Here is a 24539-nt window from a genome sequence, read left to right on the forward strand (position 1 = left end):
GGAGGGCACCGAGATGGTGATGCCGGGCGACAACATCTCGATGACGGTCGAGCTGATCGCCCCGATCGCCATGGATGAGGGCCTGCGCTTCGCCATCCGCGAAGGCGGCCGCACCGTCGGCGCCGGCGTCGTCGCCTCCATCATCGAGTAACACCGGCTGCCGCCTCCCGGCGGTATCCAGTGCCGATACGTGCGGAAGGGCGGGGATCTCCCCGCCCTTCCGTCGTTTCGGGCGATGGCCGAGGATGAAGCCATGGTGATCCGTCTCGACCGCGACGCGCCGCTGCAGACCCAGATCTATGAGCAGCTCAAGGCGTCGATCCTGAGCGGCGCCGCGGCGCCCGGCACGCGGCTGCCCTCCTCCCGCGCGCTGGCCGACCAGTTCGCGATCTCGCGCAACACCGTGCTGCTGGCCTATGAGCAGCTCCTGGCCGAAGGCTATCTCGAGAGCCGGCCGGGCGCCGGCACCTTTGTCGGCGCGGCGCTGCCGGCCGGGACCGCCCCGCGGCCCGGCGTCGCTGCGGTGCCTTCCCCGGCGCCGCGCCCGCCCCGGCTGTCGCGCTACAGCGAGCGGCTGCGCGGCCTCGACGTCGAGAGTCTGACCCGTCGCGGCGGCCTGCGCTACAGCTTCCATTACGGCACGGTCAGCGCCGCCGACTTCCCGGTCGACATCTGGCGCCGCCTGCTGCTGCGCGAGATCCGGCGCCGCGCCGGCAAGCCCTATCTCTACGAGAACCCGCAGGGCCTGCCGGAGCTGCGCGGCGCCCTGTCCGACTATCTGGCGCGGGCCCGGGCGGTGCAGGCGCGGCCGGAGCAGATCCTGATCGTCAACGGCTCGCAGCAGGCGGTCGACCTCGCCCTGCGCGTGCTGGTCGACCCCGGCGACGCGGTGGTGGTCGAGGATCCGGGCTACAGCGGCGCCCGACTGGCCGCGGAGGCGATCGGCGCGCGGCTGCTGCCGGTGCCGGTCGATGCCGACGGGCTCGACACCGCCCGGCTGCCGCCGCCCGAGGCCGGGGTGCGGCTGGCCCATGTCACCCCCAGCCACCAGTTCCCGACCGGCGGGGTGATGCCGGCGGCGCGCCGCCTGGCCCTCTTGGACTGGGCCGAACGCGGCGGCACCACCATCCTCGAGGACGACTACGACAGCGAGTACCGCTACGAGGGCCGCCCGGTCGAATCGCTGCAGGCGCTCGACCGCTCCGGCCTCGTGATCTATTCCGGCACCGTCTCCAAGGTGCTGTCGCCCGGCCTGCGCCTCGGCTACATGGTGCTGCCGCCGGAGCTGGTGGAGCCGTTCCTGCGGGCCAAGCAGCTGACCGACCGGCACACCGCCTCGCTCGACCAGGCGGTGTTCGCGCATTTCATCCGCGACGGCCATTTCGAGCGCCACATCCGCCGCACCCGCCGGCGCAACCAGCGCCGCCGCGACACGCTGGTGACGGCGCTGCGCGAGGCCTTCGGCGCGGCGGTGGAGATCGAGGGCGCGAAGGCCGGGCTGCACCTCGTGGTCCGCTTCCGTGACATCCCGGCCGCGCTGGCCGGCAGCGTGGCCGAGGCGGCGGCGCTGCGCTCGGTCGGCATCGTCCCGGCCGAACTTGCAACCGGCCAGGGGCCGGAGGCCGGCGCCGGCTTCGTGATGGGCTACGCGGCGCTGGAGGAGGCGGATATCCGCCAGGGCGTCGCCCTGCTGCGCGAGGTGGTGCAGTCCTTCCGCCGCGGCGGGGCAGCCTGACTGGTACCATCGTTCTCGCAGGAATCCGAATCCACCATCTCCGAGACCGGTATTCTTCGGCAGTGAACTGGCCCCATGAAATTACCGGTTCGGTGGATCTTATCCGACCAGTGCCGAGTACGTAGCTTTCGGGCGGACCTGTTCGGAGAGAGAGCCCATGACCGTCACCGCCCACGGCACCGGCAACGGTGCGACCCAGTCCCCGACCTCCTTGCGCCTCAAGACCGGCCTGGCCGAGATGCTGAAGGGCGGCGTCATCATGGACGTCACAGATGCGCGCCAGGCCGAGATCGCCGAGCGCGCCGGCGCCGTCGCGGTGATGGCGCTGGAACGGGTGCCGGCGCAGATCCGGGCCGAGGGCGGCGTCGCCCGCATGGCCTCGCCGCTGAAGATCAAGGAGATCATGGCGGCGGTGTCGATCCCGGTGATGGCCAAGTGCCGCATCGGCCATTTCGCCGAGGCCCAGGTGCTGCAGTCGCTCGGCGTCGACTTCATCGACGAATCCGAGGTGCTGACCCCGGCCGACGAGGCGCACCATGTCGACAAGCACGCCTTCGTCACCCCCTTCGTCTGCGGCGCCCGCAACCTGGGCGAGGCGCTGCGCCGGATCGCCGAGGGCGCGGCCATGATCCGCACCAAGGGCGAGGCCGGCACCGGCGACGTGGTCCATGCGGTCCAGCATCTGCGCCAGATCAGCAGAGATATCCGCGGCCTGACCGTGCTGCGGCCGGAGGAGCTGTACAGCGCGGCCAAGGAGCTGGCGGCGCCCTACGAGCTGGTGCGGCTGGTGGCCGAGACCGGCCGGCTGCCGGTGCCGAACTTTTCGGCGGGCGGCATCGCCACCCCGGCCGATGCCGCGCTGGTGCGGCAGCTCGGCGCCGAGGCGGTGTTCGTCGGCTCGGGCATCTTCATGCGGGATGCGCAGACCTTCGCCGAGCCGGAGGAGGCGGAGCGCCGCGCCCGCGCCATCGTCCGCGCCACCACCCATTACGACGACGCCGCGATCCTGGCCGAGGCCAGCGCCGAGTGCCAGGGCGCGATGAAGGGGCTGGCGGTGGCGGCGCTGGAGCCCGCCCAGATGCTGCAGACGCGCGGATGGTGACGGCACGGAACGAGGGCACCGGCGCGCCGCGCATCGGCGTGCTGGCGCTGCAGGGCGACGTCGAGGCCCACGTCCAGGCGCTGCACGAAGCCGGGGCGGAGCCCGCCCCGGTGCGCCTGCCGGCCCATCTCGACGGCCTCGCCGGCCTGGTGATCCCGGGCGGTGAATCCACCACCCTCCTGAAGCTGGCAGCGCGCGACGGGCTGCTCGACCCGCTCAAGCGCTTTGCCGAGACCAGGCCGGTCTTCGGCACCTGCGCCGGCTGCATCCTCCTGGCCCGCCGGGTGCGGCACCCGGAGCAGGAGAGCCTCGGCGTGCTCGACGCCACGGTCGAGCGCAACGCTTATGGCCGGCAGAACGATTCGGCGATCCTGGAGACCCCGGCCGCGCTGCCCGGCGGGCCGCTGGAGGCGGTCTACATCCGGGCGCCGCGCATCGCCGAGGTCGGCCCCGGGGTCGAGGTGCTGGCCGAGCGGGACGGGGACCCGGTGCTGGTGCGCCAGGGCCGGGTCCTGGCCGCGACCTTCCATCCCGAACTGTCGGCCGACCGGCGGGTGCACCGGCTGTTTGTGGACATCGCCACCGCCGCCGGAACCGAGGCCGAGCAGGCCGCGTAAAAGAAAACGGAGACGCCTCGGGAACAGGTGTTGATTCTGCCCTGCGCTTCCGCTACAAGGCCGTTCGCTCCGCGGTCAGGGCGGCGAGCGCGCCTCGTCGCGTTTCCTGAAGGCAGGGCGGTCCCCGGAGGAGTGTAGCTCAACTGGTAGAGCGTCGGTCTCCAAAACCGAAGGTTGGGGGTTCGAGACCCTCCACTCCTGCCAAGCCCGCCTGACCGGCGATTTGATTGGTAGACATGGCCAAGACCAGCCCCGTCCAGTTCTTCAGGCAGGTCCGCCAGGAGACCGCGAAGGTCACCTGGCCGACACGGAAGGAGACCGCGATCACCACCGGCATGGTGTTCGTGTTCGTCACCCTCATGTCGATCTTCTTCCTGCTGGTCGACTGGGTCGCCGGCTGGGCGGTGACCTCCATCATCGGCATGGGGGGCTGAGCCATGGCGATGCGTTGGTACGTGCTGCACGTCTATTCGAATTTCGAGAAGAAGGTCGCGGAGTCGATCCGCGAGCAGGCGGAGCAGAAGGGCCTGTCCGACCATTTCGAGCAGATCGTCGTGCCGACCGAGGAGGTCGTCGAGATCCGCCGCGGGCAGAAGGTCAACACCGAGCGCAAGTTCTTCCCGGGCTACGTGCTGCTCAAGATGGAGCTGTCCGACCGGGCCTGGCATCTGGTCAAGAACACGCCGAAGGTCACCGGTTTTCTCGGGTCCGGCAACAAGCCGATCCCGATCAGCGAGACCGAGGCGATGCGGATCATGCAGCAGGTCCAGGAAGGGGTGGAGCGGCCGAAGCCCTCCATCAGCTTCGAGGTTGGCGAGACGGTGCGCGTGGCCGACGGTCCCTTCACCAGCTTCAACGGCGTGGTGGAGGAGGTGGACGAGGAGCGGTCGCGGCTCAAGGTCGCGGTGTCGATCTTCGGTCGCGCCACCCCGGTCGAGCTGGAGTACACGCAGGTCGAAAAGGTTTCGTGACGATCCGTCGATCGTCGTCGGCATACCCCGCGCCTTCGGGTGCGGGGGAGCGGCGCGGGAGACCTTCCCGGGAAGTCCTCCGGGGGTCGTGACCGCGTTTCCCCGTCCCTCCGGTTCCGCCGGAGGGATCAGTTGTTGAGGGATCTGAGATGGCAAAGAAGGTCGTAGGACAGATCAAGCTGCAGGTGCCCGCGGGCGCCGCCAACCCGTCGCCGCCGATCGGCCCGGCGCTGGGTCAGCGCGGTCTGAACATCATGGAGTTCTGCAAGGCGTTCAACGCCCAGACGCAGAACCTGGAGAAGGGGATGCCGATCCCGGTCGTGATCACGGCCTATGCGGACCGGACCTTCACCTTCGTCACCAAGACGCCGCCGAACACCTACTTCATCAAGAAGGCCGCGGGGCTCGACAAGGGCAGCCAGACGCCCGGCAAGGGCGTCCATGTCGGCAAGATCACGATGAAGCAGGTGCGCGAGATCGCCGAGATCAAGATGAAGGATCTCAACGCGAACGATGTCGAGGCGGCCGCCCAGATGATCAAGGGCTCGGCCCGGTCGATGGGCATCGAGGTGGTGGAGTAACGGCCATGGCGAAGCTTTCCAAGCGCATGCGCGCCGCGACCAAGGGGCTGAACCCCGAGGCGGCCTACGATCTAGCCCAGGCAGTCAAGCTGCTGAAGGCGTCGGCCACGGCGAAGTTCGACGAGACCGTCGAGATCGCGATGAATCTCGGCGTCGACCCGCGCCACGCCGACCAGATGGTCCGCGGCGTGGTCCAGCTGCCGAACGGCACCGGCAAGACCGTGCGCGTCCTGGTGTTCGCCAAGGGCGACAAGGCCGAGCAGGCGCAGGCCGCCGGGGCCGACATCGTCGGCGCCGACGATCTGGCCAAGGAGATCCTGGACGGCCGCACCGATTTCGATCGCTGCATCGCCACCCCGGACATGATGGGCGTGGTCGGCCGCCTCGGTAAGGTGCTGGGCCCGCGCGGCCTGATGCCGAACCCGAAGCTCGGCACCGTCACCCCCGACGTCGCCGCCGCGGTCAAGGCCGCCAAGGGCGGCGCCGTGGAGTTCCGGGCCGAGAAGGCGGGCATCGTCCATGCCGGCGTCGGCAAGGCCAGCTTCACGGAAGAGGCGCTGATCGGCAACATCCGCGCCTTCGTCGAGGCGATCCAGCGCGCCAAGCCCAGCGGGGCCAAGGGCACCTATCTGAAGAAGGTGACCGTCACCTCGACCATGGGCCCGGGCTACAAGCTGGACCTGGCGAAGCTGCACGAGGGCGCTGGCGCCTGAGGAATACGCTGCCCGAAAGGGTAGTGGACAGGGTGGGGCCTCGGCCCTGCCCGAACCTGTCCGAGACTGCAGGGGCACCGCGAGGCGCTTAAAACCACCTGCATAGACGGGAGTCGAACCCAATCAACGGCGGCGGCCGGGCCTCGGCCCGGGCGTCGTGCGGGGCTTGGACTTCTGGGACAGGAGAGCGGATCGGCACCGGGCGCACCACGCCCAAGGGCCGGTCCAGTGTGGACTGGGGTTCCATTCCGGCTTCGGCCGGGGCGGGGCCCCGACAACGGAGGCGATCCGTGAACCGTACACAGAAGGAAGAGAAGATCGCCGCGTTGCAGGAGTCGTTCCGGACGGCGAACATGGTCGTCGTCACCCGCCAAGGCGGGATGACGGTGGCCGAGTCGACCGATCTCCGGCGGCAAATGCTCGCGGCGGGGGCCTCGTTCCGCGTGACCAAGAACCGGCTCGCCCGCATCGCCCTTCAGGGCACCCAGTTCGAGCATCTGGCCGACCTGTTCACCGGCCCGACCGCCATCGCGTTCTCCCAGGACGCGGTCGCGGCGGCGAAGGTGGCGGTCGACTACGCCAAGAAGAACGAGAAGCTGCAGATCATCGGCGGCGGTCTCGGTCCTCAGCTGCTCGATCAGAAGGGTGTCGAGGCTCTCGCCACGCTGCCGTCGCTCGACGAGTTGCGGGCGAAGCTGGTGGGCATGATCCAGACCCCGGCGACCCGTATCGCTGGCGTTCTGCAGGCTCCGGCCGGGCAGCTGGCCCGCGTCTTCGGCGCCTATGCCAAGAAGGACGAGGCGGCGTAGCGCCGCACCTGTTGAAACCGTACCCAGAAAGCCCAAGTCTTAGGAGAACGAAATGGCTGATCTTGCAAAGCTGGTGGACGAGCTGTCGAGCCTGACGGTCCTCGAGGCCGCCGAACTCTCGAAGCTGCTCGAGGAGAAGTGGGGCGTTTCCGCCGCCGCTCCGGTCGCGGTTGCCGCGGCTCCGGGCGTGGCTGCCGCTGCCGCTGCTCCGGCCGAGGAGCAGACCGAGTTCACCGTCGTCCTGGCGGACGCCGGCGACAAGAAGATCAACGTGATCAAGGAGGTCCGTGCGATCACCGGCCTCGGCCTCAAGGAGGCCAAGGACCTCGTCGAAGGCGCGCCGAAGCCCGTCAAGGAAGGCGTGTCGAAGGACGAGGCCGCCAAGATCAAGAAGCAGCTCGAAGAAGCCGGCGCCAAGGTCGACGTCAAGTAAGACCGCGTGGCACTTCAGGCTGTTTTGTCACTGTAGTCCGGGCGCGGCCGATCCCCAGGGGTCGGCCGCGAACGGACGTTTGTGTTCCGTACCTGTTCGGGCATTTGTTGGAAACGAGGGGCTCACATGGCTCAGACCTTCACCGGCCGTAAGCGCGTCCGCAAGAGTTTCGGGCGGATCCCCGAGGTCGCCCAAATGCCGAATCTGATCGAGGTGCAGCGCAGCTCCTACGATCAGTTCCTGCAGATGAACATCAAGCCGGCGGCCCGGGCCGTGGTCGGCCTGCAGGAGGTGTTCCGGTCGGTGTTCCCGATCAAGGACTTCTCTGAACGCGCCGAGCTCGATTTTGTTTCTTACGAGCTGGAAGAGCCGAAATACGACGTCGAGGAGTGCCAGCAGCGGGGCATGACCTTCGCCGCGCCCCTCAAGGTGACGCTGCGCCTGACCGTGTTCGATGTCGAGGAGGATACGGGCCTGCGCTCGATCCGCGACATCAAGGAGCAGGACGTCTACATGGGCGACATGCCGCTCATGACGGCGAACGGCACCTTCATCATCAACGGCACCGAGCGCGTCATCGTCTCCCAGATGCACCGCAGCCCGGGCGTGTTCTTCGACCACGACAAGGGCAAGACCCACTCCTCGGGCAAGTACCTGTTCGCCGCCCGCGTAATCCCCTATCGCGGCTCCTGGCTCGACTTCGAGTTCGACGCCAAGGACCACCTCTATGTCCGCATCGACCGCCGCCGCAAGCTGCCGACCACGACGCTGCTGATGGCGCTGGATTCGGCCGGCACCGCCACGCTGCGCCAGACGCGGGCGAAGGACGGCCGCGGTCTGCAGCCCTATGAGGCGCAGGGCATGAGCCGGGAGGAGATCCTCGGCTACTTCTACGACAGCGTCGCCTACAGCCGCGCCAAGGACGGCTGGAAGACCGCCTTCGACGGCGAGCGCCTGAAGGGCGTCAAGCTGACCGCCGACCTGGTCGACGCCGCCTCGGGCGAGGTGGTGGCGCAGGCCGACACCAAGATGACGCCGCGCGTCATCCGCAAGCTGGTCGAGCAGGGCGTCACCGAGATCCTGGTCCCGGCCGAGGACGTGGCCGGCCGCTACCTGGCCGTCGACGTGATCGATGAGAAGACCGGCGAGGTCTTCTTCGAGGCCGGCGACGAGGTCACCCAGACCGTCCTCGACCTGTTTGAGGAGAAGGGCTTCGACACCCTGACCGTGCTCGCCATCGACCACGTCAATGTCGGCCCGTATCTGCGCAACACCCTGGCGATCGACCGCAACGCCAGCCGCGAGGACGCGCTGATCGACATCTACCGCGTCATGCGCCCGGGCGAGCCGCCGACGCTGGAGAGCGCCGAGGCGCTGTTCAACGGCCTGTTCTTCGACCAGGAGCGCTACGACCTCTCGGCCGTCGGCCGGGTGAAGATGAACGCCCGCCTGGGCTTTGAGACCGACGACCAGCTCCGCGTCCTGCGCAAGGAGGACATCCTCGCCATCCTGAAGATCCTGGTCGATCTGAAGGACGGCCGCGGCGAGGTCGATGACATCGACAACCTCGGCAACCGCCGCGTCCGCTCGGTCGGCGAGCTGATGGAGAACCAGTACCGCGTCGGCCTGCTGCGCATGGAACGCGCGATCCGCGAGCGCATGTCGTCCGTCGACATCGACACGATCATGCCGCACGACCTGATCAACGCGAAGCCGGCGGCGGCGGCGGTGCGGGAGTTCTTCGGCTCCTCGCAGCTCAGCCAGTTCATGGACCAGACCAACCCGCTGTCCGAGATCACGCACAAGCGGCGCCTCTCGGCCCTCGGCCCGGGCGGTCTGACCCGCGAGCGCGCCGGCTTCGAGGTGCGCGACGTGCACCCGACCCATTACGGCCGGATCTGCCCGATCGAGACGCCGGAAGGCCCGAACATCGGCCTGATCAACTCGCTGGCCACCTATGCCCGGGTGAACAAGTACGGCTTCATCGAGAGCCCGTATCGCCGCGTGGTCGACGGCCGCGTCACCGACGAGGTCATCTACCTCTCGGCGATGGAGGAGAGCCGCTACACCATCGCCCAGGCGAATGCCGAGCTGGACGGGGAGGGGCGCTTCGTCGGCGACCTCGTCTCCTGCCGCCAGGGCGGCGACTACGTGATGTCGAAGCCGGAATCGATCGATCTGGTCGACGTCTCGCCGAAGCAGATCGTCTCGGTGGCCGCGGCGCTGATCCCGTTCCTCGAGAACGATGACGCCAACCGTGCGCTGATGGGCTCGAACATGCAGCGCCAAGCGGTGCCGCTGGTGCGTGCCGACGCGCCGCTGGTCGGCACCGGCATGGAGGGCACGGTGGCCCGGGATTCCGGCGTCACCATCGTCGCCCGCCGCGCCGGCATCGTCGACACGGTCGACGCCACCCGCATCGTCGTGCGGGTGACCGACACCGAGGGCGCGGCCTCCACCGTCGATATCTACAACCTGCTCAAGTTCCAGCGCTCGAACCAGAGCACCTGCATCACCCAGCGGCCGCTGGTGAAGGTCGGCGACCGGGTGCGCAAGGGCGACATCGTGGCCGACGGCCCGTCGACCGAGCTCGGCGAGCTCGCGCTCGGCCGCAACGTGCTCGTCGCCTTCATGCCCTGGAACGGCTACAACTTCGAGGACTCGATCCTCATCTCCGAGCGCATCGTCAAGGACGACGTCTTCACCTCGATCCACATCGAGGAATTCGAGGTGATGGCGCGCGACACCAAGCTGGGTCAGGAGGAGATCACCCGCGACATCCCGAATGTCGGTGAAGAGGCGCTGCGCCACCTCGACGAGGCGGGCATCGTCTATATCGGCGCCGAGGTGAAGCCGGGCGACATCCTGGTCGGCAAGGTCACGCCGAAGGGCGAGAGCCCGATGACGCCGGAGGAGAAGCTGCTCCGCGCCATCTTCGGCGAGAAGGCGTCCGACGTCCGCGACACCTCGCTGCGGCTGCCGCCGGGCGTCACCGGCACGATCGTCGAGGTGCGGGTGTTCTCGCGCCGCGGCGTCGACAAGGACGAGCGTGCGCTGGCGATCGAGCGGGCCGAGATCGAGCGGCTGGCCAAGGACCGCGACAGCGAGCGCGCGATCCTGGAGCGCAGCTTCTTCGCCCGGCTGAAGGACCTGCTGATCGGCCAGACCTCGGTCTCCGGCCCGAAGGGCTTCCAGACCGGCGGCGAGATCACCGAGGTGCAGCTGAAGGACTTCAGCCGCGGCCAGTGGCGCCAGATCACCATCGCCGACGAGGCGCGCATGGCCGATATCGAGGCCATGGGACGTCACTTCGACGAGCAGGTGAAGGGCCTCGAGGCACGGTTCGACAACAAGGTCGAGAAGCTGCAGCGCGGTGACGAGCTGCCGCCCGGCGTGATGAAGATGGTCAAGATCTTCGTCGCGGTGAAGCGCAAGCTGCAGCCCGGCGATAAGATGGCCGGCCGTCACGGCAACAAGGGCGTCGTGTCCAAGATCATGCCGATCGAGGACATGCCGTATCTCGAGGACGGTACCCATGTCGACCTGGTGCTGAACCCGCTCGGCGTGCCCAGCCGCATGAATGTCGGCCAGATCCTGGAGACCCATCTCGGCTGGGCTTCGGCCGGCATCGGCCGCCAGATTGGCGAGGTCATCGACCAGTATCAGTCGCAGTCGCGCCGCGGCGAGAACACCGGCAAGACCATCGAGGCGCTGCAGGGCAAGCTGAAGGACGTCTACGGCAGCCAGTACGACGAGGACATCCAGGACATGTCCTCGGATGAGCTGATCGAGATGGCCGGCAACCTGCGCAAGGGCGTGCCGATGGCGACGCCGGTGTTCGACGGCGCCCGCGAGGACGACATCGTCCACATGCTGGAGAAGGCCGGGCTGTCCTCCTCGGGCCAGGTCACGCTGCATGACGGCCGCACCGGCGAGCAGTTCGCCCGCAAGGTGACCGTCGGCTACATCTACATGCTGAAGCTGCATCACCTGGTGGACGACAAGATCCACGCCCGGTCGATCGGCCCGTACAGCCTAGTCACCCAGCAGCCGCTGGGCGGCAAGGCCCAGTTCGGCGGCCAGCGCTTCGGCGAGATGGAGGTGTGGGCCCTCGAGGCCTACGGCGCGGCCTACACGCTGCAGGAGATGCTGACGGTGAAGTCGGACGACGTGTCCGGCCGCACCAAGGTCTACGAGGCGATCGTCCGCGGCGACGACAACTTCGAGGCCGGCATCCCCGAATCCTTCAACGTGCTGATGAAGGAGCTGCGGTCGCTGGGCCTCAATGTCGAGCTCGAGCAGCGCACTTACTGAACTTTCTGCGGCCGGTCCGAGAGGACCGGCCGCGTGAACCCTATACGTCCGTCCCTACCCCCGGGGGAGCAGGTACATGAACGAGTTGATGAATCTCGTCGGCCAGGTCTCGACGCCGCAGAGCTTCGACCAGATCAAGATCCAGATCGCCAGCCCGGAGCGCATCCGTTCCTGGTCCTATGGCGAGATCAAGAAGCCGGAGACGATCAACTACCGGACCTTCAAGCCGGAGCGCGACGGCCTGTTCTGCGCCCGGATCTTCGGTCCGATCAAGGACTACGAGTGCTTGTGCGGCAAGTACAAGCGCATGAAGTACCGCGGCATCATCTGCGAGAAGTGCGGCGTCGAGGTCACGCTGTCGAAGGTCCGGCGCGAGCGCATGGGCCATATCGAGCTGGCCTCGCCGGTGGCGCATATCTGGTTCCTGAAGTCGCTGCCGTCGCGCATCGGCCTGATGGTCGACATGACGCTGAAGGATCTCGAGAAGGTCCTGTACTTCGAGAGCTTCGTGGTGGTCGAGCCCGGCCTGACCGCGCTGAAGAAGAACCAGCTCCTCACCGAGGACGAGTATCTTCGCGCCCAGGACGAGTACGGCGAGGACGCCTTCACCGCCAAGATCGGCGCCGAGGCGCTGAAAGGCATGCTCTCGGGCATCGACCTGACGGAGGAGCGGGTCAAGGTCCGCGAGGAGCTGCGCGAGACCGGCTCCGAGGCCAAGCGCAAGAAGCTGGTCAAGCGGCTGAAGCTGATCGATGCCTTCCTCGAATCCGGCTCGCATCCGGAATGGATGGTGCTCGACGTCGTTCCGGTGATCCCGCCGGAGCTGCGCCCGCTTGTCCCGCTGGACGGCGGCCGCTTCGCCACGTCCGACCTCAATGACCTGTACCGCCGCGTCATCAACCGCAACAACCGCCTGAAGCGGCTGATCGAGCTGCGCGCGCCCGACATCATCGTGCGCAACGAGAAGCGCATGCTGCAGGAGGCGGTCGACGCGCTGTTCGACAACGGCCGCCGCGGCCGCGTCATCACCGGCGCCAACAAGCGCCCGCTGAAGTCGATCAGCGATATGCTGAAGGGCAAGCAGGGCCGGTTCCGCCAGAACCTGCTCGGCAAGCGCGTCGACTATTCGGGCCGTTCGGTCATCGTCGTCGGGCCGGAGCTGAAGCTCCACCAGTGCGGCCTGCCGAAGAAGATGGCGCTCGAGCTGTTCAAGCCGTTTATCTACCACAAGCTCGAGCTGTACGGCATGGCGTCCACCATCAAGGCCGCGAAGCGGATGGTGGAGAAGGAGCGGCCGGAGGTCTGGGATATCCTCGAGGAGGTGATCCGCGAGCACCCGGTCCTCTTGAACCGCGCCCCGACGCTGCACCGCCTGGGCATCCAGGCCTTCGAGCCGACCCTGATCGAGGGCAAGGCGATCCAGCTGCACCCGCTGGTCTGCACCGCCTTCAACGCCGATTTCGACGGCGACCAGATGGCCGTGCACGTGCCGCTCGCGCTCGAGGCCCAGCTCGAGGCCCGCGTGCTGATGATGTCGACCAACAACATTCTCAGCCCGGCCAACGGCAAGCCGATCATCGTGCCGTCGCAGGACATCGTCCTCGGCATCTACTATCTGTCGATGGAGCGCAACGACCGGCTCGGCCCGGCGATCTCGATCGACAGCATCGAGGCGCTGACCGCCGCGATCGCCAATGACGACATCATCCTGCAGAACCCCGAGAAGCCGGCGGAGGTGATCGACGCCGCCGACGTCAAGTCGGTGTTCGAGAAGCTGAAGTCCGGCAAGCTGACCGCGCATCAGGTGCCCCGCTTCGCCTCGATCGGCGAGATGGAGCAGGCGATGGCGGCCGGCGTGATCGGCATGCACAGCCGGATCAAGACCCGCTTCACCACGGTCGACGAGACCGGGCAGGAGGTGGTCCTGCGCGTCACCACGACGCCGGGCCGGATGCTCCTGTCCGAGATCCTGCCGCGGCATCCGTCGGTGCCGTTCTCGCTGGTCAATCGGCTGCTGACGAAGAAGGACGTCACCAACGTCATCGACATCGTCTACCGCCACTGCGGCCAGAAGGAGACGGTGATCTTCTGCGACCGGCTGATGGGCTTGGGCTTCGCCCATGCCTGCCGCGCCGGCATCTCCTTCGGCAAGGACGACATGGTCATCCCGAAGGCCAAGGAGAAGCTGATCTCCAAGGCCTCCGAGCTGGTCAAGGAGTACGAGAACCAGTATCTCGACGGCCTGATCACCCGCGGCGAGAAGTACAACAAGGTGGTCGACGTGTGGTCGAACACCACCGACGAGGTGGCGCGTGAGATGATGGCCGAGATCCAGGCCACGCTCACCGACCCGACGCGGCAGGTGAACTCGGTCTACATGATGGCCCATTCCGGCGCCCGCGGTTCGGCGGCGCAGATCCGGCAGCTCGCCGGCATGCGCGGCCTGATGGCGAAGCCGGACGGCTCGATCATCGAGACGCCGATCATCTCGAACTTCAAGGAAGGCCTGACCGTTCTCGAGTACTTCAACTCGACGCACGGCGCCCGCAAGGGCCTGGCCGACACCGCGCTGAAGACCGCGAACTCCGGCTACCTCACCCGCCGCCTGGTCGACGTCGCCCAGGATTGCGTGGTGGTCGAGGAGGATTGCGGCACCAGGAACGGCATCACCACCGGCGCCGTGATCGACGGCGGCGAGGTGATCGTGCCGCTGGGCGAGCGCATCCTCGGCCGCTGCGCCGGCGAGGACGTGCTGCACCCGCTGACCGGCGATGTGGTGGTCAAGCAGGGCGAGCTGATCGACGAGGCGCTGGTCGAGGCGGTCGAGGCCGCCGGCATCGACCGGATCCTGATCCGCTCGGCCCTGACCTGCGAGACCAAGGGCGGCATCTGCGGCAAGTGCTACGGCCGCGACCTGGCCCGCGGCACGCCGGTGAACATCGGCGAAGCGGTCGGCGTCATCGCGGCGCAGTCGATCGGCGAGCCGGGCACGCAGCTGACGATGCGGACCTTCCACATCGGCGGCGCGGCCCAGCGCGGCGCCGAAGCGTCGGCGATCGAGGCGGCGTTCGACGCCAAGGTCCAGATCAAGAACCGCAACGTTGTCAAGAACAGCCAGGGCGTCCTGGTGGTGATGAGCCGCAACTGCGAGCTCCAGCTCGTCGACGAGCAGGGCCGCGAGAAGGCGCGCCACCGCCTGCCTTACGGCGCCAAGCTGCTGGTCGATGACGGCGAGCGGATCGAGCGCGGCCGCAAGATGGCCGAGTGGGACCCGTACACCATGCCGATCATCACCGAGAAGGCGGGTACGGCGACCTATATGGACCTGGTCGAAGGCGTCTCGATGCGCGAGGTCGTCGACGAGCAGACCGGCATCTCGTCCAAGGTGGTGGTCGACTGGCGGCAGCAGCCGCGTGGCGACCAGCTGAAGCCGCGCATCGTCCTGCGCGACGACCGGGGCGAGGTGATCCGCCTGCCGAACGGCCTCGAGGCGCGTTACTTCCTCTCGGTCGACGCCATCCTGCAGGTCGAGAACGGCGCGCAGGTGCAGGCCGGCGACGTGCTGGCCCGTATCCCGCGCGAAGGCTCGAAGACGCGTGACATCACCGGTGGTCTGCCGCGCGTCGCCGAGCTGTTCGAGGCCCGCAAGCCGAAGGACTACGCCATCATCTCGGACATCGATGGCCGGGTCGAGTTCGGCAAGGACTACAAGACCAAGCGGCGCATCGTGGTGCGGAACGAGGAGTCGGGCGAGGAGCGCGAGTACCTCATTCCGAAGGGCAAGCACATCTCGGTGCAGGAGGGCGACTACGTTCTCAAGGGCGACCAGCTCCTGGACGGCAACCCGGTGCCGCACGACATCCTGTCGGTGCTGGGCGTCGAGGCGCTGGCGGACTATCTCGTCAACGAGATCCAGGACGTCTATCGCCTGCAGGGCGTGAAGATCAACGACAAGCACATCGAGGTGATCGTCCGCCAGATGCTGCAGAAGGTCGAGGTGACGGAGGTGGGCGACACCACCCTCCTGCTCGGCGACCAGATCGACCGCGAGGACTTCGAGGAAGAGAACGAGAAGACCATCCGCGAGAACCTGCGGCCGGCCAAGGGCGTGTCGGTGCTCCAGGGCATCACCAAGGCCTCGCTGCAGACCAAGTCGTTCATCTCGGCGGCCTCGTTCCAGGAGACCACCCGCGTCCTCACCGAGGCGGCGGTCTCCGGCAAGGTCGACGACCTGGCCGGCCTCAAGGAGAACGTCATCGTCGGCCGCCTGATCCCGGCCGGCACCGGCTCGGTGGTCAACCGTCTGCGGCAGATCGCCGGCGAGCGCGACCGCCAGGCGCGGCTGCAGCAGGAAGAGCAGGGCGGCGAGCCCGCCCTGCCCCCGGGCGAGGCCAGCGCCGCCTGATCCGGGCGTAGGTCCTTATTGCTTCGGAAAAGCCCCCTCCGTCTCGGCGGAGGGGGTTTTTATTTGCACGGGGAAGGGGGCCGGGTCACTGCAATCCCAGAGGGGGACGGAATCGGCCTGGAGGATCGGCAGTGCGGGTCCTGTTCAGCTTCGCCGGCGGCAGCGGGCATTTCCTGCCGCTGGTCCCGGTCGCCCGGGCGGTGCAGGCGGCCGGCCACGCCGTGGCCTTCGCCGGCCAGCCGGCAATGGTCCCGACGGTCGAGGCCGCCGGCTTCGCCGCCTTCGCCGCCGGCGGGGCGACGCTCCGCTCATCCTCCGAGCGAACGCCGCTGCTCCCCTTCGACGCCGAACGGGAGGACCGGGCGGTGCGCGACGGCTTCGCCGGCCGGGTGGCGCGCGACCGGGCGGCCGCGCTGCTGGAGCTTTGCGGCCGGTGGCGGCCGGACCTCCTAGTCTGCGACGAGATGGATTTCGGCGCCATGGTGGCGGCCGAGCGTCTCGGCCTGCCGCATGCCTCGGTGCTGGTGATCGCGGCCGGCGCGCTGGTCCGGCCTGAGCTGGTGGCGGAACCGCTGAATGCCCTTCGGGTTGAGCACGGCCTGGACCCCGATCCGGACTTGGCGATGCTGCATCGGCACCTGGTGCTGTCGCCGGTGCCGCCGTCGTTCCGCGACCCGGCCCATCCGCTGCCAGCCACGGCGCGGCTGATCCGCCCGGCGGTCGGGGAGGCCGCCGTGGACGGGCCTACCCCATCCTGGCTCGCCGATCTGCCGCCGGGCCGGCCGACCGTCTACGCCACGCTCGGCACCGTGTTCCATCTGGAAGCTGGCGACCTGCTCGATCGGGCGATCGCGGGCCTGCGAGACCTGCCGATCAACCTGGTCGTGACCACGGGCCGCGAGATCGACCCGGCGGCCTTCGGGCCGCAGCCGGATCATGTCCGGATCGAGCGCTACGTGCCGCAGTCGCTGCTGCTGCCCCGCTGCGAACTGATGGTCTCTCAGGCCGGCTCGGGCGCCGTGATCGGCGGGCTGGCGCATGGCGTGCCCATGGTCCTGCTGCCGATCGGGGCGGATCAGCCGGCCAATGCCGCACGCTGCGCCGCGCTCGGTGCCGCCCGCGTGCTCGAGCCCATCAGCAGCACGGTCCAGACGGTGCGCGAGGCCGCGCAGGCGGTGCTGGCCGACCCGGCCTATCGCCGGGCGGCAGAGCGCGTGGCGCGGGAGGTCGCCGCCATGCCGGACGTGGCGGAGGCGGTGCTGCTACTGGAGCGCCTCGCCGGCCGGTAGAGCCGGAGGTCAGCCGGACGCCGGCAGCGTCGCGCCGTCGCGGGCGTAGAGGGCAGCGATGCGGCAGTTCGAAGATTCGAACTGCACCACCACGATGCCGCCGCCGGCCATCTTGAACCAGGCCTGCCGCTGCAGGGCTCGCCGGTTTCCCGAGATGCGCCGCCCGCCCGGCGACACCGGCGCCAGGTCGTAGCCGGAGATCCGATCGGCTGTGATCCGGGCGGCGGTCAGCGCCCCGGCGATCCGGTCGCTGCAGGCATTGTTGCCGGAGAGCTGCCGAACCCTGGCCGCCACGGCCGGGTCGGGCGCCACCTCTGGCGGCGCTGCGGCGATGCAGCCGGTCAGGACGAAGCCGGCGACGACAAGGGTGCGGATCGGGTGCATGGCCGTCTCCCTCGATCGGGGGCGGCCCGACCGGCTCCCCCGATCCGATATGGGGCTTCGGCCATCTCGCTCAATGCTTCCGGCCGATCGAAGGGGCAGGCGGCTGGCGGGATACTTCTTGACGCCGGATGAGCATGGCATAAACTTAGTCCTCTAAACTAGACTCAATCGGCAGATGCGGACCTACAACATTCACGAGGCCAAGACCCACCTTTCCCGGCTGATCGAACAGGCCGTGAAGGGTGAGCCTTTCCTGATCGCCAAGGCGGGCAAGCCGTTGGTGAAAGTGTCGGCGCTCGATGCCCCGGAACCGGCCCAGGTCAAACGGTTCGGCTTCATGGCCGGCCAGATCACGGTGCCTGACGATTTCGATACGATGGGGGCGGCGGACATCGAGAAGATGTTCGAGGGCGAGGCGTGAAGCTGCTGCTCGACACCCATCTGCTGCTTTGGGCGGCGGAGGGCGCCGAACGAGTGCCGGCCGATGCCTTCAACTTGATGGCCGACACCGGCAACGAACTGGTCTTCAGCGTCGTCAGCCTCTGGGAAATCGCGATCAAGCGCGGTTTGAACCGGCCGAATTTCCAGGTCGATGTGCGGATACTGCGCCGTGGCCTGATCGATAACGGCTATCAGGAGCTGCCAATTCTGGGCGCACATGCGATCGCGGTCGACGCCCTGCCGCCGATCCACAAGGATCCTTTCGACCGCTTGCTGGTCGCGCAGGCCACGGTCGAAGGCATCCTGTTGCTCACGGCCGACGCGACCGTGGCGCAGTACCCGGGCCCGCTCCGGCTGGTGTGATGCCAAATCGGAAACGCGAGCCGCTCGCGATCGGATAGGGAAAGGCGACGGGGAGGCCGCCTCGGCCCGCTAGTGTTTCTTGCCGAAGGAGAACAGCTTCTTCAGGAAGCTCGACTGACCGTGGCGCTTGCGCTTGCGGGCGATCGCCTCCTCATTGACGCACCAGGCGATCTGCAGCACCCGGCGTTCGCCCTTGAACGGCAGATGGCCGTGCCAGGAATGGTCGGAGCGTTGGAAGGCCAGGAAGTTGCCGAAGGTCGGCGCCACTTCCCGCGCGCCCGGGCTGTTGATGTCCTGGCTCGGCAGGATGCGCAGGCAGCCTTCGGTCGAGGCCCATTCCTGGTTCAGATAGACCAGCGCGGTGACGATCTTGTCCGGCCCATCGGTGTGCGGCCGTCCGGCCGCCGGCTCCGACCACTTGCGCACCGTCACCAGCGTCGGCTTCGATGCCAGGTCGAGGCCGAACTTGGCGCCCAACATGGTGGCGAATTCCTTGCTGGTGACGTCCGACACCAGCTCCTTGAACGCGGCGCCGGCCGGGTACTCGTCCGGCGGCACGAAGCCGGTGATCGGGATGTCGGGGAAGTCACGCTCCAGCTCGGCGCGGCGCTCCTCCGGCAGCACATCCGCGGAAATCACATGCGGAAACGGCGTCCGATCCACCGTCGCCTGTTCGAGCACATCGTAGCGAAGCATCACACCGTCTCCTCAGGCGCGGCCGGCCTCCGTCGAAGCGGGGCGGCCACGCAATTCCGCGGCGGAGCATAGGCTCGGCCTCGCCTGCGATCAACTCGCAGCGCGTCGCACCCCGGCGAGGGGCTGGCGTCGGGGGCGCCGGGCCGCCATAAAAGGCGCCCGGAGGTATCCATGGGTCCCATCGTCATCGTCCTGCCGCGCAAGATGAAGTTCGGCGCCGTCGGCGCCAGCCCGGTCGATCTCTATGCGCGCGACACCGTCACCTTCAGCCGCTACGCGCAGGACATCGTCGTGGTCGGGCAGGATGCGGGCGAGCCCTTCCCCGGCATCCGCTTCCACCCGATCCCGCTCGAGGAGGGAGAGCCGCACCGCCGCTGGATGCGCCGGGCGCTGCCGCAGATCGCAGCATTGAACCCGTCGCTGATCGAGGTGCACGCCCATCGGGTCACGGCCTCGGCCCTGGCCCGGGCGCTGCCGCGGGTGCCGCTCCTGTACTTCCGGCACAACTTCATCCGCTTCCACAAGGGGCTGCTGTGGCGGCTGCACTACCGCGCCGCCGTGTCCCGCTTCGCCGGCTTCGTCTTCGTGTCGGAGGCGCTGCGCCGGCACTTCCGGGAGCATGCGCCCTGGTACAAGGGCACGCTGGACGTCGTGTACAACGGCCTCGACATGGCCGAGCCGGCGCCGCCGCCCGAGGCCAAGGAGAACATCATCATCCAGGTCGGCCGGGTCATCCCGGAGAAGGGGCCGCTGGAATTCGCCCGGGCGATGAAGCCGGTGCTGGCGGCGCATCCGGACTGGCGGGCGGTGATGATCGGCCGCGGCCGCGACCCCGCCTTTGTCGAGCAGGTCAAGGCGACCCTGGCCGAGGCCGGCGACCGGGCGCAGTTCCTGCCCTTCATGCCGCATGAGGAGGTGATGGGCTGGGTCCGCCGCGCCGCCATCGCCTCGGTGCCCTCGGTCTATGAGGAGCCGTTCGGCCGCACCGCGCTGGAGGCGCTGACCTGGGGCGCCGCCCTGATCTGCTCCGGCACCGGGGGGCTGCGCGAGATCACCGCCGACAAGGCGCTGATTCTGCCGAAGGTGACCACCGAGGACATCCGGGCGGCGGCCGAGACCCTGATCGGCGACCCGGATCTGCGCCGCCGGCTGCAGCTCGAGGGGCCGGCCCGGGCCCGGGCGCATTTCGACGCCCGCGGCATCGTTGCCGGGCTCGACGAGATCCGCGCCCGCCATCTGGCCGCCGCGGGTGTAGGCTGATCGCGTCGACCCCGACGTCACATTCCGGAAGGCTGTCCCGTCTTGTCCGTGTCGCCCTTCGCCACCGAGACGCAGATGGACCACGCCCATGCCCGCTCCGACGCCGCGGATTTCGAAGCCAGCCGCAAGGTGCTCTGGGGGCTGGCCTACCGCATGCTCGGCTCGCGCGCCGATGCCGAGGACGCGGTGCAGGAGACCTGGCTGCGCTGGCAGGCGGCCGACCGCGGCGCTATCGACAATCCCAGGGCCTGGCTGGTCACCGCCTGCTCCCGGCTGTGCATCGACCAGCTCCGCTCGGCCCGGCACCGGCGCGAGACCTATGTCGGCCCCTGGCTGCCGGAGCCGCTGGTGAGCGAGACCGCCCCCTCCGCCGCCGAAGAGCTGGAGCGCAGCGAGACGCTGACCACGGCCTTCCTGCTGCTGCTGGAGCGGCTGACTCCGGTCGAGCGCGCGGCCTATCTGCTGCAGCATGTCTTCGGCCTGGAGCATGCCGCCGTGGCGGCGGCTCTCGACCGCAGCGACGCCGCCACCCGGCAGCTGGTCAGCCGGGCCCGGCGCAAGCTGGAGGGCAGCGACCTCATCGCCGAGCCGGTGCCGCAGCCGCAGCACGAGGCGATGGTGGTGGCGTTCCGCGACGCCCTGCGCTCCGGCGATCTGGCCCAACTGACCGCGCTGCTGGCCCGCGACGCCAAGCTCTACAGCGACGGCGGCGGCAAGGTGCGGGCGGCGATGAACGTGATCGAGGGCGCCGACAGGGTGGCCCGGTTCTTCCAGGGCGTCTGGCGCAAGTTCGGGCCGTCCTTTACCTACCTGCCACGCTGGATCAATGGCCAGCCGGGCTATCTGGTTATGGATGGCGACGAGGTGATGGGCACCATCGACTTCGCCGTCGGACCCGAGGGCATCACCGGCGTGTTCTGGACCCGCAACCCCGATAAGCTGGGCTCCGTTTCGCTGCCGGAGCGGGGCGGCGCCTGATCGTTCCGGACGCGATCGATGCGGCTTGACGGGGCAGGGGTGCATCCGTATAGTCCGCGCGCTTTTCCGGGAGCCGGCTGTAATCCGTCGCAGGGCGGGTTAGACGCGCTTTCCGCAGAGACAGACGACCGCGGGCGCATCATGGTGCGGCCGCGACAAGCGAAGGACTCCGGTTGGCCCCGCAGGTGTGGGCGCCTCGGGGTCCTGTATCGTTTGCGTCATCCTTCTCTCGGAGTGTGTGTCAGTGCAGCGGAGCCCGGGAGGGTGGGCCGCTTTGCCGGGCCGTTTTGTCGAAGAACCAAGAAGGGCAGATATGCCGACGATCAATCAGTTGATCCGTAAGCCGCGCCAGCCGCAGCGGGCGCGCAACAAGGTGCCGGCTCTCCAGGCCTGCCCGCAGAAGCGTGGCGTTTGCACCCGTGTCTACACCACGACCCCGAAGAAGCCGAACTCGGCGCTTCGTAAGGTGGCGCGCGTGCGCCTGACCAACGGGTTCGAGGTCACCAGCTACATCCCGGGTGAGGGCCACAACCTGCAGGAGCACTCGGTCGTCATGATCCGCGGCGGCCGTGTCAAGGACTTGCCGGGCGTGCGTTACCACATCATTCGCGGCACGCTCGACACGCAGGGCGTCAAGGATCGTCGCCAGCGCCGGTCGAAGTACGGCGCCAAGCGTCCGAAGTAAGGAGGTCTCCCCATGTCCCGTCGCCATCGCGCCGAGAAGCGTGAGATCCTGCCGGACCCGAAATTCGGCGATGTCGTCCTGTCGAAGTTCATGAACAACCTCATGTTCGACGGCAAGAAGTCGGCCACCGAGAGCATCGTCTACGGTGCCCTCGACAAGCTGCAGGCCCGCACCAAGGGTGACCCGATCGTGGCCTTCCACGAGGCGCTGGCGAATGTCCGCCCGCACGTCGAGGTCCGCTCGCGCCGCGTCGGCGGCGCCACCTACCAGGTGCCGGTCGAAGTCCGCGCCGAGCGCGGCCAGGCCCTGGCCATCCGCTGGCTGATCCAGGCCGCGCGCAAGCGCTCCGAGACCACCATGGTCGACCGCCTCTCGAACGAGCTGCTGGACGCCGCCAATCAGCGCGGCGCCGCGGTGAAGAAGCGCGAGGACACCCACAAGATGGCGGACGCCAACAAGGCGTTCTCGCACTACCGCTGGTAACCCAGCCTCCGGCCCGAGAGACTGATCATGCCGCGTAGCCACGCGATCGAGAAGTACCGCAACATCGGCATCATGGCGCACATCGATGCCGGTAAGACGACCACGACCGAACGCATCCTGTATTACACCGGAAAGTCGTACAAGATCGGCGAGGTGCATGAAGGCACCGCGACGATGGACTGGATGGAGCAGGAGCAGGAGCGCGGCATCACCATCACCTCGGCCGCGACCACCGCGTTCTGGCGCGACTACCGCGTCAACATCATCGACACGCCGGGCCACGTCGACTTCACCATCGAGGTCGAGCGGTCCCTGCGCGTGCTCGACGGTGCGGTGGCGGTGTTCGACTCGGTCGCCGGCGTCGAGCCGCAGTCCGAGACCGTCTGGCGCCAGGCCGACAAGTACCGGGTTCCGCGGATCTGCTTCGTCAACAAGATGGACCGGATCGGCGCGAACTTCTATCGCTGCGTCGACATGATCAAGGACCGGCTGGGCGCGGTGCCGCTGGTGCTGAACCTGCCGATCGGCATCGAGAGCGACTATGCCGGCATCGTCGACCTGGTCGAGAACCGGGCGGTGATCTGGGAGGACGACAGCCTCGGCGCCAAGTTCCACTTCGAGGACATCCCGGCCGACCTGAAGGACCGGGCGGCCGAGTACCGCCAGGCCCTGATCGACACTGCGGTCGAGATGGACGACGCGGTGATGGAGGCCTATCTCGAGGGCAACGAGCCGACCCCGGAGCAGCTGCGCGCCTGCATCCGCAAGGGCACGCTGACCTTCAAGTTCGTGCCGGTGCTCTGCGGTTCCGCCTTCAAGAACAAGGGCGTGCAGACCCTGCTCGACGCCGTGGTCGACTTCCTGCCGTCGCCGCTCGACGTCGCCCAGGTCGAGGGTCACAAGGTCGATTCGGATGAGCCGGACACCCGGCCGACCAATGACGAGGCGCCGTTCTCGGCCCTCGCCTTCAAGATCATGACCGACCCCTTCGTCGGCTCGCTGACCTTCGCCCGCATCTACTCGGGCACGCTCCTGGCCGGGTCCTATGTCCAGAACTCGGTCAAGAACCAGAAGGAGCGGGTCGGCCGCATGCTGCTGATGCATGCGAACAACCGCGAGGAGATCAAGGAGGCCAATGCCGGCGACATCGTCGCGCTGGTCGGCCTCAAGGGCACCACGACGGGCGACACGCTGTGCGATCCGGCCAAGCCGATCGTGCTCGAGCGCATGGAGTTCCCGGAGCCGGTGATCGAGGTCGCGGTCGAGCCGAAGTCCAAGGCCGACCAGGAGAAGATGTCGACGGCGCTGCAGCGCCTGGCGCAGGAGGACCCGTCCTTCCGCGTCGCCGTCGACCAGGAGAGCGGCCAGACCGTGATCAAGGGGATGGGCGAGCTCCATCTCGAGATCCTGGTCGATCGCATGAAGCGCGAATTCAAGGTCGACGCCAATGTCGGCGCGCCGCAGGTGGCCTATCGCGAGACCATCACCCAGCGGGCCGAGATCGACTACACCCACAAGAAGCAGACCGGCGGCTCGGGCCAGTTCGCCCGCGTCAAGATCGTGTTCGAGCCGCAGGAGCCGGGTTCGGGCTACAAGTTCGAGAGCGCGATCATCGGCGGTGCGGTGCCGAGGGAGTACGTCCCCGGCGTCGAGAAGGGGCTGGAGTCGGCCAAGGAGACCGGCGTGATCGCCGGCTTCCCGGTGATCGACTTCAAGGCCACCCTGATCGACGGTGCCTTCCACGACGTCGACTCCTCGGTCCTGGCCTTCGAAATCGCGTCCCGCGCGGCGTTCCGCGAGGGGCTGCCGAAGGCCAAGCCGGCGCTGCTCGAGCCGATCATGAAGGTCGAGGTGGTGACGCCCGAGGATTACATGGGCGACGTCATCGGCGACCTGAACAGCCGGCGCGGCCAGATCCAGGGCATGGACAGCCGCGGCAACGCCAGCGTCGTCTCGGCGATGGTGCCGCTGGCCAACATGTTCGGCTACGTCAACAATCTGCGGTCCATGACCCAGGGCCGCGCCCAGTACACCATGCACTTCGATCACTACGATCCGGTGCCCCAGGCGATCGCCGACGAAGTCCGCGCCAAGCTTGCTTGATGCGCGTGTGAGAAGAACGGAGACAGATAATGGCGAAGGCGAAGTTTGAGCGGACGAAGCCGCACTGCAACATTGGCACGATTGGTCACGTGGACCATGGCAAGACGTCGCTGACGGCGGCGATCACGAAGGTGCTGGCGGAGAAGGGCGGGGCGACGTTCACGGCGTACGACCAGA

The 24539-nt window shown here is 68.2% G+C and carries 22 protein-coding genes, 1 tRNA gene and 1 pseudogene; 22 read left to right on the forward strand and 2 right to left on the reverse strand.

Annotated elements, in window-relative coordinates:
• From tuf to KXR53_RS34410, 14 genes and pseudogenes are all read left to right on the forward strand, one after another.
• Positions 1-151, forward strand: a pseudogene (tuf, locus tag KXR53_RS34345) (elongation factor Tu); the annotation flags it as partial.
• A 102-nt stretch (positions 152-253) separates the two neighbouring features.
• On the forward strand, positions 254-1735 hold the full coding sequence (locus KXR53_RS34350; protein WP_437380129.1) for a PLP-dependent aminotransferase family protein: 1482 nt from the start codon (positions 254-256) through the stop codon (positions 1733-1735).
• 157 nt (positions 1736-1892) lie between these two features.
• The gene (gene pdxS, locus KXR53_RS34355) at positions 1893-2837 is read left to right on the forward strand and encodes a pyridoxal 5'-phosphate synthase lyase subunit PdxS (RefSeq protein ID WP_437380130.1); all 945 of its coding nucleotides are present in this window, start codon (positions 1893-1895) and stop codon (positions 2835-2837) included.
• Entirely contained in the window at positions 2831-3454 is a 624-nt protein-coding gene (gene pdxT, locus KXR53_RS34360) for a pyridoxal 5'-phosphate synthase glutaminase subunit PdxT (RefSeq protein ID WP_437380131.1), read from the forward strand. Before pdxS ends, pdxT begins: the two co-directional genes overlap by 7 nt.
• 128 nt (positions 3455-3582) lie before the next feature.
• A tRNA-Trp gene (locus KXR53_RS34365) sits at positions 3583-3658 on the forward strand.
• A gap of 32 nt (positions 3659-3690) precedes the next feature.
• A complete protein-coding gene (secE, locus tag KXR53_RS34370) occupies positions 3691-3888 on the forward strand; it encodes a preprotein translocase subunit SecE (protein WP_437380132.1) in 198 nt (65 codons plus the stop codon).
• Between the two features lie 3 nt (positions 3889-3891).
• Positions 3892-4425, forward strand: coding sequence for a transcription termination/antitermination protein NusG (gene nusG, locus KXR53_RS34375; protein ID WP_026873031.1), 534 nt, complete (start codon positions 3892-3894; stop codon positions 4423-4425).
• Between the two features lie 149 nt (positions 4426-4574).
• A complete protein-coding gene (gene rplK, locus KXR53_RS34380) occupies positions 4575-5006 on the forward strand; it encodes a 50S ribosomal protein L11 (RefSeq protein WP_437380133.1) in 432 nt (143 codons plus the stop codon).
• Positions 5007-5011: 5 nt separating this feature from the next.
• Positions 5012-5719, forward strand: a complete 708-nt coding sequence (gene rplA, locus KXR53_RS34385) for a 50S ribosomal protein L1 (protein ID WP_437380134.1) — start codon at positions 5012-5014, stop codon at positions 5717-5719.
• A 290-nt stretch (positions 5720-6009) separates the two neighbouring features.
• Positions 6010-6528: a 50S ribosomal protein L10 gene (gene rplJ / locus KXR53_RS34390; protein ID WP_437380135.1), complete on the forward strand. Its 519-nt coding sequence runs from the start codon at positions 6010-6012 to the stop codon at positions 6526-6528.
• A gap of 52 nt (positions 6529-6580) precedes the next feature.
• Positions 6581-6961, forward strand: coding sequence for a 50S ribosomal protein L7/L12 (rplL, locus tag KXR53_RS34395; RefSeq protein ID WP_437380136.1), 381 nt, complete (start codon positions 6581-6583; stop codon positions 6959-6961).
• A 126-nt stretch (positions 6962-7087) separates the two neighbouring features.
• Complete coding sequence (gene rpoB, locus KXR53_RS34400; protein WP_437380137.1) at positions 7088-11275, forward strand: DNA-directed RNA polymerase subunit beta; 4188 nt, start codon at positions 7088-7090, stop codon at positions 11273-11275.
• Positions 11276-11351: 76 nt separating this feature from the next.
• Complete coding sequence (gene rpoC / locus KXR53_RS34405; RefSeq protein WP_437380138.1) at positions 11352-15680, forward strand: DNA-directed RNA polymerase subunit beta'; 4329 nt, start codon at positions 11352-11354, stop codon at positions 15678-15680.
• Positions 15681-15811: 131 nt separating this feature from the next.
• Positions 15812-16969 (forward strand): glycosyltransferase, encoded by a 1158-nt coding sequence (locus KXR53_RS34410; RefSeq protein WP_437380139.1) that lies wholly within the window; start codon positions 15812-15814, stop codon positions 16967-16969.
• A gap of 9 nt (positions 16970-16978) precedes the next feature.
• Here the strand turns inward: KXR53_RS34410 and KXR53_RS34415 are convergent, their stop codons facing one another.
• Complete coding sequence (locus tag KXR53_RS34415) at positions 16979-17353, reverse strand: hypothetical protein (protein WP_437380140.1); 375 nt, start codon at positions 17351-17353, stop codon at positions 16979-16981.
• Between the two features lie 175 nt (positions 17354-17528).
• On the opposite strand from KXR53_RS34415, the gene KXR53_RS34420 reads away from it, so the two are divergent.
• Both KXR53_RS34420 and KXR53_RS34425 read left to right on the forward strand, forming a co-directional pair.
• Positions 17529-17774: a type II toxin-antitoxin system Phd/YefM family antitoxin gene (locus tag KXR53_RS34420; protein WP_437366258.1), complete on the forward strand. Its 246-nt coding sequence runs from the start codon at positions 17529-17531 to the stop codon at positions 17772-17774.
• On the forward strand, positions 17771-18157 hold the full coding sequence (locus tag KXR53_RS34425; protein WP_437380141.1) for a type II toxin-antitoxin system VapC family toxin: 387 nt from the start codon (positions 17771-17773) through the stop codon (positions 18155-18157). The genes KXR53_RS34420 and KXR53_RS34425 overlap by 4 nt, the downstream gene beginning before the upstream one ends.
• Positions 18158-18226: 69 nt before the next feature.
• On the opposite strand, the gene KXR53_RS34430 is transcribed toward KXR53_RS34425, so the two are convergent.
• Positions 18227-18853: a 2OG-Fe(II) oxygenase gene (locus KXR53_RS34430; RefSeq protein ID WP_437380142.1), complete on the reverse strand. Its 627-nt coding sequence runs from the start codon at positions 18851-18853 to the stop codon at positions 18227-18229.
• A gap of 171 nt (positions 18854-19024) precedes the next feature.
• On the opposite strand from KXR53_RS34430, the gene KXR53_RS34435 reads away from it, so the two are divergent.
• From KXR53_RS34435 to KXR53_RS34460, 6 genes are all read left to right on the forward strand, one after another.
• Positions 19025-20113, forward strand: a complete 1089-nt coding sequence (locus KXR53_RS34435) for a glycosyltransferase family 4 protein (RefSeq protein ID WP_437380143.1) — start codon at positions 19025-19027, stop codon at positions 20111-20113.
• A gap of 48 nt (positions 20114-20161) precedes the next feature.
• A complete protein-coding gene (gene sigJ, locus KXR53_RS34440) occupies positions 20162-21091 on the forward strand; it encodes an RNA polymerase sigma factor SigJ (protein WP_437380146.1) in 930 nt (309 codons plus the stop codon).
• A gap of 313 nt (positions 21092-21404) precedes the next feature.
• The gene (gene rpsL, locus KXR53_RS34445) at positions 21405-21776 is read left to right on the forward strand and encodes a 30S ribosomal protein S12 (protein ID WP_026873043.1); all 372 of its coding nucleotides are present in this window, start codon (positions 21405-21407) and stop codon (positions 21774-21776) included.
• Positions 21777-21788: 12 nt separating this feature from the next.
• On the forward strand, positions 21789-22259 hold the full coding sequence (gene rpsG, locus KXR53_RS34450) for a 30S ribosomal protein S7 (protein ID WP_437380144.1): 471 nt from the start codon (positions 21789-21791) through the stop codon (positions 22257-22259).
• A 27-nt stretch (positions 22260-22286) separates the two neighbouring features.
• Entirely contained in the window at positions 22287-24362 is a 2076-nt protein-coding gene (fusA, locus tag KXR53_RS34455; protein WP_437380145.1) for an elongation factor G, read from the forward strand.
• A 29-nt stretch (positions 24363-24391) separates the two neighbouring features.
• Positions 24392-24539: GTP-binding protein (locus KXR53_RS34460; protein WP_437362413.1), on the forward strand; the 148-nt coding region annotated here is incomplete at its 3' end.

It is taken from the genome of Inquilinus limosus (assembly GCF_051487185.1).
Taxonomy (GTDB): domain Bacteria; phylum Pseudomonadota; class Alphaproteobacteria; order DSM-16000; family Inquilinaceae; genus Inquilinus; species Inquilinus limosus_F.